Annotated in this window: 14 protein-coding genes and 2 pseudogenes; 10 read left to right on the forward strand and 6 right to left on the reverse strand. The window is 54.9% G+C overall.

Translation table 11 applies throughout. The features are described 5' to 3' along the window. A partial coding sequence (locus tag ACR3FE_RS17985) for an integrase core domain-containing protein (protein ID WP_458208790.1) occupies positions 1-110 on the forward strand: 110 nt, incomplete at its 5' end. A 297-nt stretch (positions 111-407) separates the two neighbouring features. Here the strand turns inward: ACR3FE_RS17985 and ACR3FE_RS17990 are convergent. From ACR3FE_RS17990 to ACR3FE_RS18000, 3 genes and pseudogenes are all read right to left on the reverse strand, one after another. Continuing rightward, positions 408-1,544 (reverse strand): DUF1214 domain-containing protein, encoded by a 1,137-nt coding sequence (locus ACR3FE_RS17990; RefSeq protein WP_458208792.1) that lies wholly within the window; start codon positions 1,542-1,544, stop codon positions 408-410. Between the two features lie 106 nt (positions 1,545-1,650). Beyond that, positions 1,651-3,171, reverse strand: a complete 1,521-nt coding sequence (locus ACR3FE_RS17995) for a DUF1254 domain-containing protein (RefSeq protein WP_458208793.1) — start codon at positions 3,169-3,171, stop codon at positions 1,651-1,653. A 392-nt stretch (positions 3,172-3,563) separates the two neighbouring features. Beyond that, a pseudogene (locus ACR3FE_RS18000) lies at positions 3,564-4,061 on the reverse strand (IS5 family transposase); the annotation flags it as partial. A gap of 219 nt (positions 4,062-4,280) precedes the next feature. Between ACR3FE_RS18000 and ACR3FE_RS18005 the strand changes: the two are divergent. The 8 genes from ACR3FE_RS18005 to ACR3FE_RS18040 all read left to right on the forward strand — a co-directional run bounded on the left by ACR3FE_RS18005 (position 4,281) and on the right by ACR3FE_RS18040 (position 13,653). Next, the gene (locus tag ACR3FE_RS18005) at positions 4,281-4,931 is read left to right on the forward strand and encodes a helix-turn-helix domain-containing protein (RefSeq protein WP_458208965.1); all 651 of its coding nucleotides are present in this window, start codon (positions 4,281-4,283) and stop codon (positions 4,929-4,931) included. Between the two features lie 241 nt (positions 4,932-5,172). After that, a complete protein-coding gene (locus ACR3FE_RS18010; RefSeq protein ID WP_458208967.1) occupies positions 5,173-7,074 on the forward strand; it encodes an ABC transporter substrate-binding protein in 1,902 nt (633 codons plus the stop codon). A gap of 25 nt (positions 7,075-7,099) precedes the next feature. Then, positions 7,100-8,320 (forward strand): CaiB/BaiF CoA transferase family protein, encoded by a 1,221-nt coding sequence (locus ACR3FE_RS18015; protein WP_458208795.1) that lies wholly within the window; start codon positions 7,100-7,102, stop codon positions 8,318-8,320. Then, entirely contained in the window at positions 8,313-9,170 is an 858-nt protein-coding gene (locus tag ACR3FE_RS18020) for an HpcH/HpaI aldolase/citrate lyase family protein (RefSeq protein WP_458208797.1), read from the forward strand. The genes ACR3FE_RS18015 and ACR3FE_RS18020 overlap by 8 nt, the downstream gene beginning before the upstream one ends. Then, complete coding sequence (locus ACR3FE_RS18025) at positions 9,167-10,162, forward strand: ABC transporter permease (protein WP_458208798.1); 996 nt, start codon at positions 9,167-9,169, stop codon at positions 10,160-10,162. The genes ACR3FE_RS18020 and ACR3FE_RS18025 overlap by 4 nt, the downstream gene beginning before the upstream one ends. Further along, positions 10,159-11,079: an ABC transporter permease gene (locus ACR3FE_RS18030; RefSeq protein WP_458208799.1), complete on the forward strand. Its 921-nt coding sequence runs from the start codon at positions 10,159-10,161 to the stop codon at positions 11,077-11,079. The genes ACR3FE_RS18025 and ACR3FE_RS18030 overlap by 4 nt, the downstream gene beginning before the upstream one ends. Next, complete coding sequence (locus ACR3FE_RS18035) at positions 11,076-13,154, forward strand: dipeptide ABC transporter ATP-binding protein (protein ID WP_458208800.1); 2,079 nt, start codon at positions 11,076-11,078, stop codon at positions 13,152-13,154. The genes ACR3FE_RS18030 and ACR3FE_RS18035 overlap by 4 nt, the downstream gene beginning before the upstream one ends. A 64-nt stretch (positions 13,155-13,218) precedes the next feature. Next, positions 13,219-13,653 (forward strand): cytochrome P450, encoded by a 435-nt coding sequence (locus ACR3FE_RS18040; protein ID WP_458208969.1) that lies wholly within the window; start codon positions 13,219-13,221, stop codon positions 13,651-13,653. Positions 13,654-13,657: 4 nt separating this feature from the next. Here the strand turns inward: ACR3FE_RS18040 and ACR3FE_RS18045 are convergent, their stop codons facing one another. Both ACR3FE_RS18045 and ACR3FE_RS18050 read right to left on the reverse strand, forming a co-directional pair. Then, complete coding sequence (locus ACR3FE_RS18045; protein ID WP_458208802.1) at positions 13,658-13,930, reverse strand: hypothetical protein; 273 nt, start codon at positions 13,928-13,930, stop codon at positions 13,658-13,660. A 47-nt stretch (positions 13,931-13,977) separates the two neighbouring features. After that, positions 13,978-14,280, reverse strand: a pseudogene (locus ACR3FE_RS18050) (transposase); the annotation flags it as partial. Positions 14,281-14,639: 359 nt separating this feature from the next. Here ACR3FE_RS18050 and ACR3FE_RS18055 point away from each other — a divergent pair. Then, on the forward strand, positions 14,640-14,897 hold the full coding sequence (locus ACR3FE_RS18055; RefSeq protein ID WP_458208803.1) for a hypothetical protein: 258 nt from the start codon (positions 14,640-14,642) through the stop codon (positions 14,895-14,897). Between the two features lie 442 nt (positions 14,898-15,339). On the opposite strand, the gene ACR3FE_RS18060 is transcribed toward ACR3FE_RS18055, so the two are convergent. Further along, a complete protein-coding gene (locus ACR3FE_RS18060) occupies positions 15,340-18,468 on the reverse strand; it encodes a hypothetical protein (RefSeq protein WP_458208804.1) in 3,129 nt (1,042 codons plus the stop codon). Positions 18,469-18,652 lie beyond the last annotated feature (184 nt).

Here is an 18,652-nt window from a genome sequence, read left to right on the forward strand (position 1 = left end):
GTCGGCCAAGCGTCCAGCAGTGGCTTGAACAGTTTGTGCATTACTATAACCATCAACGACCGCATCAATCGCTCAACAACCGAACGCCTGTCGAGGAGGAGCTAAACTAGACAGTGCCAGTTAAGGTTATTTATAGATTTGTTTATGATTTCTATTTGGGAATGCTGGCTATACCCTCCGTCTCTATCGCTCCGAGATGCCGTCAAGGATGACGGGCCAGTGACCGATATGCGCCCTGTATCTTGCCGCGGTTCACCGAGTTACCGAGCGTCTATCACAAACGGCGTGCTGCATACAGAGGATGGGTTCAGCACGCCTGTCGACATGAGACGGCAGACGAGTCGACAGTCGACAGTGCGATGACATAGTCGCCAGCGGCAAGCACGCCTGCTATCTCTGCGCGTGCCTCACTCGACCGGCTGGGCTTCGGGGAACTGATAGCTTCCGTTGATGATTGGCTTGCGCGGTTCGTAGAGCCGGACGAGATAGCGCCATCCCTCTGGCGTGTAGAGGAAGTTCTTCTGCTCGGGGTCACCACCGAAATGGATTGTGACACTGCCATCTGCGTTCTGCTCTGCGGTCACGTTGTTCACGGAATAGGCGTCGTACTTGTTCTTCTCGAAGAACAGGTCACGGTTGTAGACGCTGACCGACCAGAACCCGTCGACGGGGACATCTTCGACGGTGAGCGTGTGTGGCGTTGTGCCGTCATTCTGGGCGGGAGTCCTGAAGAAGAACAAGGCTTCCGACGGTTGCGGAACGCCGGTCCACCCCGACGTAGAGAAGAGGAAAAACTTCACGGGATCGACCTGGCCGACGTCACCATACGCGCCCGAGTAGTTGTCTACCGTGGCCACGACTGTGTTGAGCGCGTTGTTCATTTGTTCGCGTGTTTGCTGATCCCAGTTTGGAATCTCGAACGACCCAGCCGATGCTTGCTCCACGCCGATCTCGTCCTGAAGTTGCCGGGCTCGTCTCACATCAGCTGGGTCGTCAGGATCGACAAATATGCGGATCGCGACGCCAGCATACCGAGTCCCTGTTAGCTCTTGTGTGATCGTGTACGGGCCAGGATCGTACACGCATAGCTTCCCGTATTGATCCTCGTTCTGGATGTTCATCGACAGGTATCGGTCACCGGTGTCTGGGAGCGTGATGGTAACTGGCTCGGTCAGATCGAACACCCCAAACGAGTAGAGCGTGTCACGATTCAACCCGATGGTAAACTGCTCGTCGACGGGGGTGAGACTTCGAAGATGATAGAACTGTCCGAACCCGCCATCGCTGACGGTCGACTGCCATGTGGTATGACAGTGGGCGCGCGGGAAATTCGCCCAGGTCACTGGGACCGGCTCATCGTCTTCTGACGGCTGCTGGCCCGTCTGCTGGACGTTTGCGCCCGGGACGACTTGGCGGGCGCTGGCGTTGCCGACGCCCATCACGAGCAAGCCGGCGAGACCTGTCCCGCGAAGCGCGGTGCGGCGGGTCGCTCGCAGCGGTTCGGCGTTCGATTCAGCTGTCGTCTCGTGTGTCTCGTTGCTCATGACGATTGGTTTCTCTTTGTGCGTGGGATCTGTCAGCACGACTCTGCGGAACCCGAGGATGCATGCAGCAGGCCATCCGTCCGGTTGAAGACGACGGTTGCAATCGTCACCCCTCCATGGGGACGACCTCGGGCATGTCATAGGATCCGTCGACCACTGACCAGCGTGGCCCATAGAACCGCGCTGCGAAACGCATGCCTCCTTCGGGGGCCGGCAGCCAGTTCATCACCGTCTCCGGATCGTCCGGTTTCTCGTGCTGGACGTAGATGACGAGTTCGTTGGCTTCGGTGTGTAACTGACCCGCTTCGAGCATGAAGCTGTTAATGCTGTAGCGGTCAAGTTCGTTCTCGACGAAGTAGCCCTGCGCGTCGTAGATCGGAATCGACCAGAACTCGGTGACTGGTGGGAGGTCGTCGAGGTCGAACGTGATGGTGTAGCGCGTCGACCCGTCAAGTTGCTCGCCGGCCGCGTCGGTGAATCGGAATCCAGCGACATGAGAGGCGGGCGAGTCAGGGCCCGCAAAGCCGATGTCGGCCATGACGGCCCGGGTTAACCAGTCGGTTCTGAAGTCCCCCGTCGGCACAAGGACTTGCCAGCCGTTCATGTCGACCAAGCCCTCCTGACCGGTGGTTCTGACGCGCTCGAACCCGTTCTCGAACCCGCAGATCAGTGCCTCCTGTACGTCTGTATCAAGGGCGGACCACTCGAACTCCAGTCCTGGGGCAATTCCGACCGCTTCCAACCGGTCGAGCATCGCAGCCTCCTTGCGTGAGTCGTCGATGAGTGACATGCTCGGGTCGTTCAGGACGAGGTTGAGGAGGGTGAAGAAATCCGCTGCAGTCTGATTTTCGACCTGCTGCGTCGTGAGTTCCTCCATGCGTGGAATCGTCTCGTAGTCGCCGGGGACGACTGGCTGTTCCGCCCGCGGCACGCCCGAGTGGTCGTTTGCGAGCCACTCGCTGAGCGGGGTAATAGTCGTCTGGTCTTGCAGATCGTTGACATGCTCGATTTCAGATTCGTCCGTGGGGTCGCGCAGCGCGTACCGGTTTTCGGCTAACAAGGTCTTCGTCCCTGCCTGGACGACGTCGATCGCGGCGAAGTCGTCCGGAATCTCGCCCTCGTAGCCGTCCGGCAGAATCAGGTACGACCGTGCGTCGGTGCCGTTGAACTGATTCCCAGCGTAGAGGGGGTAGATCCCGTACTGGTCCATCAACTCCAACGAAAAGTACCGGTCGGTGACTTCGGGCATCTCGATGACGACGGGTTCGTTCTGCAGGTCGAGGAAACCCTGCCCGTATAGGGTAGTTGCGTTCGGACTGACGACAGCCGTGAAGTCGGCCGTTATCGGTCGGCCTTCGTTGGGAAAGTACAACCGATTGACGCCCACGAAGACGTCGCTGTCCTCCTTCTGCGTGTAGTTGAAGCGCGTCTCGTAGAAGATGACCTGCTGGAGGCCGTAGAGGTACGCGTCTTCCGCGATCGATGCTATCCGGATATCCGTTCCGTTACCATGACTCCCACTGGAGTCTGGATCAGCGGCGACTGTCCGCGTCACCGGCAGTCCACCAAGTGTGAGTGCTGTGGTTCCGCCTCTCTGGAGCGCCTGTCGGCGTGTCAGTTGATCCATGTTGTCGATCCTCGATTGTGACCCCGTCCCAATGCAGCGACCTAAATGAGGCTACTCGGAGATACTTTGTTATGAACTGTGCCCAGAGCCATAATCTCATCTTTCGATGAGAGGATAGACACTGACTGGCCTTCGCTGGGCGGTAATCGATATTTCGACACACCTCACCACGGCAATCCGCTCTCCGGATGCTAGTAGCGTGTTCCTTGTGAGAACAATGACGAGAGGCGCGAGTGCCAATGTCGGGCCTCTCGGCAAACCATCCAGGTAAGTTGCTCGCTTGGAAGATGTAAGTCCACCTTAATCTACCGCAACGGTTCGTGCGAGACAAGCGCCTAGTATGCAGCACGGCCACTGAAACCGATCACCGAATGAGGGTTTCAACAAGGCCGGAGCGACGAAAATTCGCGGTGCTTGATGAGCGGTCGAACACCAGTCTCGCGGGCTAACGCGCGAACATCCTGGTCGTCGTATCCTTTGTCGCCGAGGAGAATCGCTACTTCGTCGGTATTCCGCTTGATAAGCGACGGCGCGATCTGCGAGTCGTGTTTTCTGGTCGTTGTCACGTGCAGATCGAGGATGGCATTCGCTTTCGTGTCCACGAGAAGTGTGACTTTCAACTGCTGAATCGTCAACTTCGCTCTCTTCGTGTAGTGCTTCGAGGCGTGACTACGGTCGAACCCGGAGGCGTCGATTCCGACGACCCCGTTAGTCGGAAGCAGCGTGATTGAGAGATTGAGAAGAACCCGCCAGACCGCCATGTCAAGACGGTTGAACGCCTTACATAACGTCGAAGGAGAAGGGAGTTCCTCAAGACCGATGGCGCTACGAATCCGGGGCATCTCGATAAGTTCGTCAAGAAGCATCCGGTACGTCGTATTCTTCCGAACTATCTTGCTCCTGCTGGAGACAGGTTCCTCAGGCCATTCCGCATACGCCGTGCCACCGTTACGGAGCGGATCGAACCTAGCAGTGAGAATCGTCGCTGGTGACACACCAGAACGATGACTGTTGCGTCGTGAAGCATAAATACGGGGACGATAGAGAGAGCGACCAGAGAGGCGAAAACCATCCTTCGTGTCGAATTCAAAACGATTCCGACGGGCGTGATAGAGAAGCTAGATGCTCATCTAAGCGACGTTCGGAGCATCGAACTTGATAACGCCTTCTATGTCGAGGATGGCACGTGGATCGAGTCGATCACGATTTCATCGACCACCGACTTTGATTCGGATGCCCTTATCTCCAACATCCCTGGTGTTTCACTCTATTACACACGCGATATTCCGACTGGGCCGTCCGGTGTTACTGTTCGGCGACTTACGATTCTCGCTAATGAATCGTATCCGTTTATTTTGGGGCTGATTCTTCGCAGAGAGGCGATTCCAAACCGTATCGTCCTCCAAAATGGCATGTTCGATGTGGTAGTCACTGTGCAGACCTGGGATCACTTTCGGTCGCTCGCCGATGAGCTACAGGATGCACTCGGTGGTTTCGATCTCAAGAGTATGAACGAGATCGATAATCCGGGAGAACCGCTCGACAGTGGCCGATTGACGGAAGTCCTTATTACGAAACTTGCCGACGAACAGTTGTCTGTTCTCGAAACAGCGTACAACATGGGATACTTCGAAGTGCCTCGAGAGGTATCTGCACAAGCACTTTCTGACGAATTGGATATCTCTCAGTCGACACTCAGTGAACGCTTACGAACTGCAGAGCGAAACCTCTTAGAGTTGATTTACGGGCCACGTGAGTGATCCACGACGAAAGTCGTAACCTCAGTCCCAGGGCGCTCGTGAATCCGAATCTCTCGTAGACTACAGTGCAACCAGCTTGCCTCGATGTTATAGTTATTTAAGAAATATTATCAACTTTATGCCCTTCCATTACTTAAATGTCGATAATCATCGACCCACTTCGGGAGTATCTTGAATATAATTATCCCTAATGGTGGTGTGTAGCATGGTATCAAAAGACCATGAGGGCAGGCAAGAGAGTATGGATGCACAAGAGATCAGCCGTCGCAACTACTTGGCAGCGTCTGTAGCTAGCACTGTTGGCTTAACCGCACTTGCTGGCTGTAGCAGTAGTGAGGATTCCAAGGGTGACGGTAAGGCGAAAGACAAGAAAGCAAAGGTTCCAGATGGAGTATCGAAAACGGTCGAGACGAAATACTGGCACGACTGGTCGAATATCGACGCGGAAAAACCGCCACTTCAGTACACTGCAAAGGCTGGGGCTGCACTTGATCCAATCCCTGTTGAGTTCTCCAGTGAGGATGACCCTTGGATGCGAGAACACGCGCTCATGTTCAAGCGAGGTGCTGAGGATCTCGGTGTGTCGGTGGAACTCAACGACCGGCCACTGAACCAGCTCTACGCACAGAGCTGGAATACCCCCGGACTTCAGGCAGTTATCTCCATGAGTACGCATGGGCCAGATCCCCAGCGTGGACTTGATCCGAACCCACTCCTCATGCGCCGGCATAAGGACAATCCATCCAACTACGATAACTACTACCATCCAAAACTGAACGAGATCCTCGAAAAACAACGAGAAGTGACCGGAGACAAGAAAAAACGGCAACAGCTTGTTTCTGAGGCGCAGCGCATCTTCGCTGAAGACGTCGGTGGCATCATCAGTATCTTCCCTGATGTCATTACTGCTGTCAACCGCAAGAAGTGGAAGGGATATGTGAAGACACCCGGCAACGGACCAACGGGCGATTCCTTCCAATGGACTGAGGTCAACCTGCAGCCACAATCAAGTGAGAAAACGTACGTAAAGGGCGTCACGACCTCGATGAATTCGCTCAATCTTCCGTGGGCGGCCGGCGGCGCTGAGGAAAAACGCCTCAAATTCATTTACGATGGATTGTTCGATGCGACACCGGATCTGGATGTGGTTCCTGCCCTTGCGACGAACGCGAAGTTCACTGACGACACGACAGTCGAACTCGATCTTCGGAAGGGCGTCAAATGGCACGACGGCGAACCATTTACAGCAGACGACGTCAAGTTCACCGTCGACCTCTACAAGAAAAACTCGTCGACGAGTCAGGTGTCGTTCTATGAGCCAATCAAGAGTGCCGAGGTTCTCGGCGAGCACAAGGTACGGTTTAACCTCAAGTATCCGGACGCGGCCTTCATGACCCAGCGTGTTGTTCGCAGTGTCATCATCCCGAAACACAAATGGGAATCGGTTGATAACCCGGCACAACACAACCCCCAGAATCCTGTCGGAACAGGACCGTTCACGTTCAAGAACTGGGATCAAGGCTCTCGCTTCGAGGTCGAGAGAAACGACGACCACTGGATGTTCAAAGATAGTTGGCGGAAAAACCATCTCGGTGATCAGGTGGCGGCTGGTCCAGGCATCGAGGGAGTCATCTGGGTCAACGTCGGCAACGTCGATTCGATGCTCGGAGCACTCCAGCAGGGGAAAATCCACGCCATCGGTGGCACGCTCTCAAACAGCCAAGCAGACCGCGCCGCTGGCACAGGTAGTATCGAGAAAATTGTGAGCGAGAATTTCGCCCCACTTGACGCGAAACTAATGTTCTCCTGTCCGCTGATCCGTGATAAGGAGTTCCGGGTCGCATTCGCAAAGGCTGTTGATAAGAAAGGGTTTGTCAAGGACGTTCTCCAGAATCGTGCGACGATTCCATCCGGAGAGAACCCGATTTCGCCGCTCACTCCGTGGAATACCGACGATACGAAAGATTATGCGTATAATATAGACGAAGCACGAACCATCCTGAAGAAGGCTGGCTACACCTGGGATTCGAACGGAAATCTTCAATTCCCGAATGGAAAAGCGTGGAAGGCGTTCGTCGACCGTGTCCAAAACGGGAACACGCACAAGCGCCGTGAGGAGCTCGGACAGGCCGACTTCTCGTAATTATCCCCAAACATCATTTCGAATAATGTTACCAGACCAACCCCTAGACGATGTAACGGTCATCGACGCGGCGAGTCTCTACGCCGGACCATTGACTTCGATGATACTCGGTGACTTCGGTGCGGAGGTCATCAAAGTCGAACACCCCGAGTATGGAGACGCACTCCGTGAGTTCGGTGACTCCTCCGAAGAACTCTCGTGGAAATGGGTGAATCGGAACAAAAAGAGTGTTCCTCTTGATCTCCATACCGAAGAGGGACAGGACATTTTCACCGACCTCATCGCCGATGCTGATGTCCTAATCGAAAACTTCCGCCCTGGAACGCTTGAACGCTGGAACGTTGGGTGGGAGACGCTCTCCGACATCAACGACGATCTCATTATGGTTCGTGTTACTGGATTCGGCCAGACGGGCCCGTATAAAGACCGTCCCGGGTTCGGAACGCTGGTGGAAGCGATGAGCGGATATGCGTATTCGACAGGCCATCCAAACGGTCCACCGACGCTTCCACCGACTGCGATGGCGGACTCGATATGTGCACTTCATTCGGCGTATGCAGTCTTGATGGCACTCTACTGGCGAGACGTCCACGGTGGTTCAGGTCAGTACATTGACTCGGCCATCCTCGAGACGATGTTCGGTGTGCTTGGCGACCACGTCATCGAGTACGATCAAAAAAGGGTCGACCACAAGCGATCAGGAAACCGAAGCAGTCGTACTGCCCCTCGGAACACGTATCAGACAAAAGATGGACGATGGGTGGCAATCTCGGGGAGTTCACCGAGTATCGCTGAGCGAATACTGCGCATCGTCGGCGGTGAGGAGTTAGTCGACGATCCACGGTTCCAGACGATGGAAGACCGTCTCGATCACGTTGAGGAACTCGATGCGATTATCGACGATTGGATGAGCAATCACACGCGGGATGAAGTCGTCGACATATTCGAAGAACACGAGGCTGCAATCGGTCCCGTTAACAGCATGGCCGATATCTTCACGGACGAGCATTTCGACGAGCGAGATGCCATCATTTACGTCGAAGATGAAAATCAGGACGAGGACATCGCTATGCGCGGCGTCTTCCCGAAACTGTCGGCAACACCGGGATCGGTCGACCATCCAGGGCCGAATATGGGGTCACATACACTTGATGTCATCACAGAAGTGACTGATCGAACTTCCGAAGAAGTGCATCGACTAGCCGCACAAGGTGTCACGACTCTTGGAGGTGATCGCGATGAGTGACCATCTCCGACGATCCTTCCTCTACACGCCAGCAGATGATATTGAGATGATGAAGAAGGCAGCCGGACTTGATGCTGCCGACGCAGTGATCTTTGACCTGGAAGACGCCATCCCGGATGACGCTGTCGCCGACGGCCGGGAGAACATCAACACGATTCTTGAGGACACACATTTCGATCAGACGGAAGTTTGTGTCCGTATCAATGGCCTTCAGACACGGAACTGGGAAACAGATCTTCGTGCAGCAGTCGCTGCTGGCGTCGACACGGTGATCCTTCCAATGGTTGAGCGACCCGCAGATGTCGACCAAGCAATACAGGTCGCGGAATCCGCTTCCGGTGGGGTCCCGGAATTCATCGTAACGATTGAAACGCCGAAAGGTCTGTTCGCAGTCGACGAGATTGCAACCCGTGGTGGTTCATTGCCCCCCGTCACGGGCCTTTCGTACGGGTTCGGTGATTACACACGCGCAATCGGAGCGACGGGTAAACCGACCCGGATACATGATTTCCTCAGTGAAATCATCGTCAGCGCAGCAGCTATTGGTGGTCTTGATCCAATCGCCACTGTGTATCAAGATTACACCGACACGACGGGGCTTCGTGAACAAGCGATGGAATGTCGAGAAATCGGCTATATCGGACAGAAAGCGATCCATCCGGCCCAGCTCGAGGTGATTAATGAGGTGTATACCCCAACCCTGGAGGATGTTGAGGAAGCCAGACATTTTGTCGACAGCTTCGACACTGCTGAGCGTGATTCGCTCGTTGTCGACGGTGTCTTTCTCGATACAGCGATCGTCGACCAGTACAGAACGGTTCTTGACCGACACGATGAGGTGGCAGAATGAGTGACTTTCGGAGATTCCTCCTGAAACGATTCGTGATCGCCGCAGCGCTGACACTCATCGCAGTATCAGTCATCTTCGTCGTCCTGCGTTTGTTACCTGGGAGTCCCTTTGAGGCGCTCATCACCGCCGGGAATCTCAGCCAGGAGCAGGTCGATGAAATCATGGGGATGTATGGGTTAGACAAACCGCTGTGGCAGCAGTACCTCAGCTACCTCAAGAGTATCCTGACGTTCCAGTTCGGATACTCCATCCTGCGAAGTCGTCCCGTCTGGGAGGTACTTGAGCCAAAACTCCTCAACACGCTTATCTTACTCGTCCCCGCGCTAGTCACGACGGCAATCCTGAGCTCCTTGCTCGGGATGTATGTCGGGTGGAATCGTGGTGGGAAATTGGAGAAGGTCAGTATCATCGCGACGACGTTCCTCCGATCGACGCCGGTGTTCATTACGGCTATTATCTTCGTGATCATCTTCTCATACACCCTTGGTCTCGTCCCCGCATTCGGGATGCGGGAAGTAACCGCGTCACCGGATGGGTATCTCGATACATACCTGTCGACCGACTTCCTGTATCATTATATCCTCCCGTTCTCGGTTGCCGTGTTGTACTATAGTGGTGACTTCCTGTTGCTTGCTCGAAACGGAGTGGTGGAGAAGAAAGGTTCCGAATTCCTCAAGCTCCACCGTGCGAAGGGACTCTCCGAGTTCGAGCAGCTTGCTCGAGCTGGTCGGAACTCGATGCTTCCCATCTTGACGTACTTCGCACTCCGACTTGGGATGATTTTCCAGGGACTCATTCTCCTGGAAGTCGTGTTCGCATGGCCGGGTATCGGTCGTGCGCTCGTCCTGGCAATTCAACAGCAAGATTACCCGCTTGTGCAGGCAGCTGTATTTATCATGGCGCTTGCAGTTATCATTGCAAACCTACTTGCAGACGTCCTGTATGCATACTTTGATCCGACAGTCTCTACGAGTGGTGGTGGTGCCGCATGAGTACTGATTCGAGGAACGGGGCCGTCATCTTCGAGCGAATCGACACGTGGCGAACTGCTCTGAAAGAGCAGCTCGACTTCATCCGACAGGATAATCTCGCGCTCGTTGGCGTTATCATCGTCGCTACGTTCATCTTACTCGGTCTCTTCGGGCCGGCGCTTGCTCCCCATAATCCCATCGAACACGATATGAAGGCAGAAGATGGGAGCATCATGCGGCTTACATCGCCGAACGCGAAGGCGCCGTTTGGAACGACGGCCTACGGGAAGGACATCCTTAGTCAGTTCCTTGCTGGTGCTCGTCCGACGTTGATTGTCGGCCTGTTCGGCGGTCTGGGAACAGGAGCAATTGGATTTCTCGTCGGACTCGTCAGTGGCTACTACGGTGGCTGGGTCGACGAAGTCCTCATGCGGCTGACGGACTTGACGTTCTCACTCCCGTTCATGCCGATGGCCCTACTACTCTTGACGTTCGTCACGCCGAATATCTGGCTTATCACGCTCATCATCGCAGGGTTCCTTTGGAAGATGCCCGCTCGCGTCGTTCGATCGGAAGTCCTCTCGGTTCGTGAGCGGACGTTCGTTAAGTCGGCACGTGCGAGTGGAGCCAGTGACCTACGGACGATGTTCTTCCACGTCGCACCGAACGTCCTGCCGATCGGATTTCTCTACACGGCGTACGGTGTCGCATGGTCGATCGCTGCCCAGGCGAGCCTTGCGTTCCTTGGGTTCGGCGACCCCACGATGACGAGTTGGGGGCGAATGCTTCGCATGGTATTCGACTCAGGTAATATACGAATCGCATGGTGGTGGGTATTCCCACCCGCACTGGGAATTGCCGCCATTACAACCTCAGTGTTCCTCATCGGTCGCGCCTACGAGGAAGTCATTAACCCCGAAATCGAAATCGAACAATGACGCTACTCAACGTTCAAGACCTCAAAGTAACGTACGGCACGCAAAACGGCACCGTTCACGCAGTGAACGGTATCTCGTTTAGCATCGACGAAGGCGTTAACTATGGCCTCGCCGGTGAGTCTGGGTCCGGTAAGTCGACTGCAGCAGAGGCAATCCTCGGCCTGCTTCCCGACAACGGTCAGGTAGACGCTGGAAAGATTCAATTCAAAGGACGCGACTTGACGACCCTCTCGCCTCGTGAACGACGCGATGTCTTGTGGGAGGAAATCGCGTACATCCCTCAGAGTGCGATGGACGCCCTCGATCCGGTGATGACGACTGGTTCCCAAATTCAGCAGGCGATACTGAAACACCGGAACGTATCGAAATCGAAGGCCCGTGACCGAGTGCGAGAACTCTTCGACCTCGTCGGTCTCGACCCGAACCGCATCGACGACTATCCCCACGAGTTCTCCGGCGGGATGCGTCAACGGGTAACCATCGCCATGGCGCTCGCTCTCGAACCGGAACTCATCATTGCCGATGAACCGACAACCGGGCTCGACGTCATTGTTCAAGACAAAATCATCAACAAAATTCTCGAGATACAGGACCGAATCGATAGCTCACTACTACTCATCACCCATGAAATCGGAGTCATCGCAGAAACATGTGATGACCTGTCGATTCTTTACGGAGGCAAGGTGATGGAACAGGGGAGTGTCGATAACGTCCTCATCAATCCGACAAATCCCTATACGATGGGACTGAAGAACTCGTTTCCGGAAATCGATGAGACTGATGATCCGGTCTCCATTCCGGGGTCACCACCAAATCTCAACCGAGAACCATCTGCATGTGTGTTCAAGGATCGATGTCCCTTTGCGACTGATGAGTGTGAGCAGTCTCATCCAGGGTTTGTCGATCTCCCGAACCGGAACCATCGCTCGGCGTGCCATCGCGTCCAGAAAGCCGCCCAAATGCGGCGAGACGCAATGGAGCCAGAAACGTGGGGCATCAACGATGAGGATGACGCCACTACTGAGAGCGGGGAAACGATTCTTGAGACACATAGCCTCGAGAGGTGGTACTCACAGAGTCAGTCACTCATGAGTAAATTCCGCGGTGAAGAGCCGAACCATGTACGCGCAGTCGATGGCGTTTCCCTGTCGGTACGACGCTCAGAAATCCTCGGCATCGCCGGTGAAAGTGGCTGTGGGAAATCCACGCTCGGTGAGACTATTGCACTGCTCGATGAGCCGACGGGTGGGGAGATCATCTTCGATGGCGAGTCGCACAACTACTACCAGAATGGGAATATGAAGGAATTTCGGCGGAAAGTGCAGATCATCTTCCAAGATCCGTTTGATTCACTCAACCCGCGTCAGACTGTGCGTCAGCTCGTCGGTGAACCATTGACTATTCACGATTATCGGACCGATGAGCGTGAAGTAGCCATCATCGAAACACTCGAAAGGGTGGGTCTGACGCCCCCGACAGAGTTCCTCGACCAGTATCCGCACGAGCTATCGGGCGGCCAACGGCAACGTGTCGCCATCGCACGAGCACTCGTCCTTGACCCTGATTTCCTGATCTGCGACGAACCTGCATCGATGCTCGACGTTTCTTTGAAAGTGAATCTACTCAATCTCCTCCGTGGGCTTGCCGACACGGAAAATCTCGGTATCATATACATCTCACACGACCTTGCGAGTCTCTTGCAGGTCTCGAACCGACTTGCGATCATGTACCTCGGGCGTGTGATTGAAACTGGTGACGTTGATCGCATCGCCGAGCAACCGAAACACCCCTACACACATTCGCTTCTATCGGCGACTCCAGAAAAAGATCCCTCGATTGACCGCGAGAGAGTTCATCTTGAGGGCGAACCGCCGGATCCGGTGAACCTCCCGTCGGGATGTACTTTCGCGCCACGGTGCCCGAAAGCGAAAGAGGAGTGTCGACAGGCCGAACCACAGCTAACAGAAGCTGCTGAAAATGGACACAAAGCGGCCTGTTACTTCCCAAAGGGAGAAGTCGAAAACATCACTAACGAGCGCCAACCACCCGATTACGGAGAATCAAGTAGCGACTGATTCCCACTTCTACAGGTGAAACAGGGCGAGTGCCTCGGGACGTGACCCCGAGGTGGTTCACTAGCTGACTCCTACGACACAGCGAATCATCACCGAGACACTGCGGATGTATCCGCCCGTGCATACGATTCCCCGACAGACGACGCGCGATGTCGAGGTTGGTGGCTACCAGATCCCGGCTGATTCACACATCTTTCTCGCCCTGTTGCCCGTGCATCGTGACGAGCGATTCTACGACGATCCCGATTCGTTCCGGCCCGATCGATGGACGTCTGAGCTCGAGGACGATCTGCCTGATTTTGCGTATATGCCATTTGGTGGTGTTCGACAGACGTGTCTCGGTCGCGACTTCGCCCGACTCGAAGCGGTGCTTGTGCTGGCGACAATTGGCCAACTCTGGACGCTGGAGTGGGCAGGTGATGAGACGACGGTCTCGATTGAGCCCGAGATTACCATGCAGACGAAGGATGGTCTGCCAATGCGGCTTCAATCACGCTGAGCAATCATCGTTGATTCGACTTCCAAGATGCGCCCTTACCAGTATCGAGTTTCGCAATGGAGGCTGGCGGGAGTGTCACCTCTATATTGCCGTTCGTGTTCGGCGCCATGTAGGCGGTTGTTTGGGTGAATGCATTAGGCCTGCGCCAGCTCGTCTTTCGTGTGAATGGATCATCGTTCGCTGGTGTTTGCAGGACGACCGGGACGTGCGCAGACGAGTCGTCAGTGGGTGACCAGCCAGCGACACGGACTTCGACCGTGTAGGAGTCCCTTGACATCCTCCCCGCCCTGAAGGGCGAGGATTCCCGCGTTGGGATATTGTGGTTTACGACGTGACCTGTTCTTGAGGTGCGAACGCACCAGTCTCCTTGTCAAACAAGAACGTCGAAGGCTGTGCCAACCAGCCGTTACTCCTATCACCGCCATCCGTGACGGGACTCGGAGATACTTTCTGTCGGATGTTCTCAGCACCGTTCACATCAGCGTTCGCCACCGTCCCACACTCGTCACAGACGTACAGTCCGCGCTCAACACGGTTCGCGTCACGCTTCCGCCCACAGCACGAACACGACTTCGACGTATCCCGCTCGGACACTTCCTCGACCGTGACGCCCTCCATCTCGGCCTCTACGACTGACATCCAACTCCGAGAAATGCACCACGAACGCACTAGCCAGTAGGTGTGGGATGAAAGATACGCGCCCTGTATCTTGCAGCGACTCAACGAACTACCCAATATCTGTCAAAAGTGGCGTGCTGAATAGGGAGGGTATATTTTCCAAAAAAGCTTTAATTCTCGTCTAAGCTGGGTAATATATGCCGACCAAATTGTCACGCCGACAAATTCTCCACCTTGGGAGTCTCTCTGTTCTCACTGGACTTTCTGGCTGTGCGTCATCACTTGTCGGGACAATCGGATTCAGGCTCCGCAATTACACGAGTACAGCCTACAACGCGCGAATCAAGATACAATTCTACGGACGAGTGATGTTTGAGCAGACGTATCAACTGCCCGCTGCCAGCAGTGCTGATCCATACATACACATAGAGGAGAAGGCAGTCTCGAACATCCCTTCTGGGGTATCATATTCTGTCATCTTGTTCCTCAATGGATCGGAGGAACGAACCATCAACGCAACTATGGATTGTATGGAACGCGAGACACAACCGATGGATGAGGAGATCGATATAAACATCGGATTTGGTGAGGATGACGAGATTCAAATGGCTGACTCCTCGTGTTAGGTTCGCACCATGAACGCACCAGCCAGTGGGGATGGGATGAAAGAGATGCGCCTTGGATCTTGCACGTCGCCTGTGATCTACCCAGTTCCTGTCAGAAGCGTCGTGCTGAATAGAGAGGATGAGTTCAGCATGGTCATTTCGTTCTCTGCATGATCGAATACCTGAAGTGACTGTTTTGATAGGAGTGCGAATGTGCAAAGAAGGGGCGTCCTGTTCCTCAATACCTCTCATGCGCGTAGAGTAGTCGCTAAGTTCTCAGCTCGCGGACACGGATTAACGTCTGTGGAGACTGTGACCGCTACGGACATGACTCACTTCAAGTCCGTGTCTGCACGTCACGTCGTCGAAACAGGAAACCTCGTCCCGTGAGGGTGGGGTGATTCACGGTGTGCCACATGCCTCCCGAAATATAGCACGTGAAAGGAAGTCAATATACCGAGTCTTATACGGAGTTCTCGAAGACAGCGTACCCGACCACTTCTGCGGTATGAGCCGTTTCATCGTCGGCGCTTTGCTCTTCTTCGACCTTGACATCGACACCCGTTCCGGAGAGGTTCCGATACCGGAGTGATGCCGTATCGGGGCCGTTGAACGTCTGCATGCTCGCAACGAACTTTGGAGTGTCGTATTCTTGTTGGAAGGTGATACGAGACCACTGATCGGTGATCCCGCTGGTTCGCTGTACCTCGAATGGTGTACCATTGAGTTGCCCTGTGAAAGGTTGAAGCGCAACGTACCCGACTGTCTCGTTCTTATGCCCATTATCAAAGGCCTCCTCTTCTTGGACTCGTACATCGAACGAACCACTCGAGACACGCTGTAATCGTGTGATGATTGGGTCGCTTCCATTGAACGACTGTGATTGGGCGAGGACGATGGGTGTTTCCGTGCCAAAGAAGTCGTCGAGTGAAACGGTAATGAACTCAGTTTGGGCTGCTACGGTACCAGCTTTCACCTGATATGAAGAACCATCGCCGAGTTGTAACTCACGTTCACCTGGTTGCATGGCGAGTGTGTGGAACGTCTCAGTGATGTGTGAACCGTCGAGATACGCCCATTCTTCAAGTTTATACTCGAAGTCGCCGTCACCGTTTCGGAGGCGGGTGTGACACGGTTGACCGCCATTATATGAGAGTGGCTTTGCGATGGCGACATCAGTCGGTCGTGCGACCGAATCGGCCTGCTGCCACACGTTTCTGCTTGGCTGGTCGTTAGAGAGAGTGTTCGCTATCAGTGTCGCCCCCTCGAAGACAGCGTACCCGACCACTTCTGCGGTATGAGCCGTTTCAGCGTCGGCGCTTTGTTCCTCTTCGACTTTGACCTCAACACCCGTTCCGGAGAGGTTTCGATATCGGAGATTTGCCGTATCGGGGCCATTGAATGTCTGCAGATCCCCAATGAACCGTGGTATTTCATACTCTTGTTGGAAGGTGATACGAGTCCATTCATTAGTGACGGTTGCCCCAGTTCGCTGTACCTCGAACGGTGTGCCATCAAGCTGGCCCGTCGTTTGTTGGAGCGCAACGTACCCGACTGTCTCGTTCGTATGCCCATCATCAAAGGCCTCCTCTTCTTGGAGACGTACCTCGAATGAACTGCTTGAGATATTCTTCAGTCGAGAGATGATTGGTTGGCTCCCATTGAATGTCTGCGACTGGGCAAGGACGACGGGTGTCCCCGTGCCAAAGAAATCGTCGAGTGAAACGGTAACAAAGTCTTCTCGAACGGATTCCGTTCCGGCTTTCACCCGATAGGACGTACCATCGCCAAGTTGCAACTCGCGCTCACCCGGTCTCGTGACGAGTGAGTGGAACGTCTCAGTGATGTGTGAACCGTCGAGATACGCCCATTCTTCAAGTTTATACTCGAAGTCGCCGTCAGCGATATTCCGCAGGCGGACGTGCGTCGGTTGACCACCATTGTACGAGAGTGGCTTTGCGATGGCGATATCAGTCGGTTGGACGACTGAATCGGCCTGCTGCCACACGTTTCTGCTTGGCTGGTTACTAGAAATGGTGTTCGTCGCGAGGACATTTTCAGTACCCGGATTGTATGGTTCTCCATCGACGGTCCAGATTGCCGGGCCGTTCGCCTCAGTCGAGACAATGCCGCCGGTCACGTAAAAGGCGTACACACTTCCTGCTGGAACCGTTCCAGTGGCTACCGCTGAATTCGGCGGCCGTCTCGGCTCGCCGTCCGGCCCCCACGCCATAGTTATCGTCGCACCGTCGTTGCCTGCCGGGAGGACGTACTCGCCAGCGGTGATTTGGTAGGTTGTCGGTGAGTTATTGCCCGTGTTATCGATACGGACGAGCTGTGACGGCATCATCGGAACCTCCCCGAGTGGTGGTGGACTCGGCAATGGCGGCGTTGTATCCGGTGGGGTCGGATTACCGTTGGTCGTCATTCGATTTCGGATGAACGAGGAGTTGGTCTGCGGCCCGCTCCCACCGATAATGCCGGAGACAGTCCCCCACGTGTCTGGAACCTGTCCAATGAAGATACCATACTCAGTATCGTGATCGTTAGTGACGTGGACGTCCTCGAGTTGGAAGTATTCGAGATTCGCGGGTGTGCCGTCGCTCATCCGCCCCTCATACGTGTAGATGGCATCATGATTTTTCCTGGAATCGTAGCTGATGCGGACGTTTTGCACATTGATGCGCTGACACGGTGTCGGTGCCGTGATTGCTCCGCCGCAACTGGTGTCCAGGTAACGGTGATAGAAGTCGCTATCTGCGATGGTGAGCGTGCCGTTGTAGGTGTCAATGCCCGCGGACGGATTCGCAGGGTCGGTGGCTTCAGCATTTACGCCACGTTGGAGCGACCCCCCCGACCAAGTCTGTATTGGGTGCTCGTCGTTTTTGATCGACACACAATTTCGAACAGCGGTGTTGCCACCGAGTCGCATCCCGTTTTGCGTGTTGCGAACGAAACAATTGAAGATGCGAAGCCTCCCTTCGGGTTTCTTCGCATAAATCGTGTTCTCACCCCAATGCTCGAACCAACAGCGGTTGAACGTGAGCGAACCCTTCCCAGACTCAACCAGGATCGCTCGGCGGTTGCTCGCTTCCGTCGGCGCGCACGACCCCTCGTGAAAGTAACAATCCTGTAAGAGCCCCCGGGTGTCTGCTGCCGACGATAACCGAAAGTACGTCCGTGCATCGCTCGAATCGTTTGACCCGATGTTCGTGTCGGTGGCTGCCCGAACCCGTCCGCGAGTGATTAATCGACGAAGTTCCCAGTTGCCCGCGCTAGAGTTCATCCGGACGAACGGCGGCACGGTAACGTTCCGCATGTCGAGCTCGAACCCATCCAGCACGAACCCGTTCGAGTACACGTCGATCCACCGGACTTTATCACCGAACCGGCCAGGGATGAGACGCGCGCCGTCCGGGGCGATCAGTTCGAGGTCGTCAGTGCCGGATTGAATGACGAGTTCGTTGAGTCGGTAGGTTCCCGGCGGGAAAATGATCGTCGTGTTGCTGCCGATGAGATCCGTAAGAATCGGATCGATGGCGCTGGTGCCGGTATCGTCCGCACCCTGCTCAACGATGTCATACGTCGGCATTCACATCCCCTCCTGCGACTGGATTTTGTGCCTGAAATCGGCGACCCGTGTGGCAAGGATGGACACGGCTGGTTGTGCGTTCTCGTCATCGAGACTCCTGCTGATCCACCGAATGTGCGTCCAACGTGTCTTCGTTTCTCGGCCAATGGTTTTACTCAAAACCATGATTTAACTATATTTCGGC

This window comes from Haladaptatus rarus (assembly GCF_054177585.1).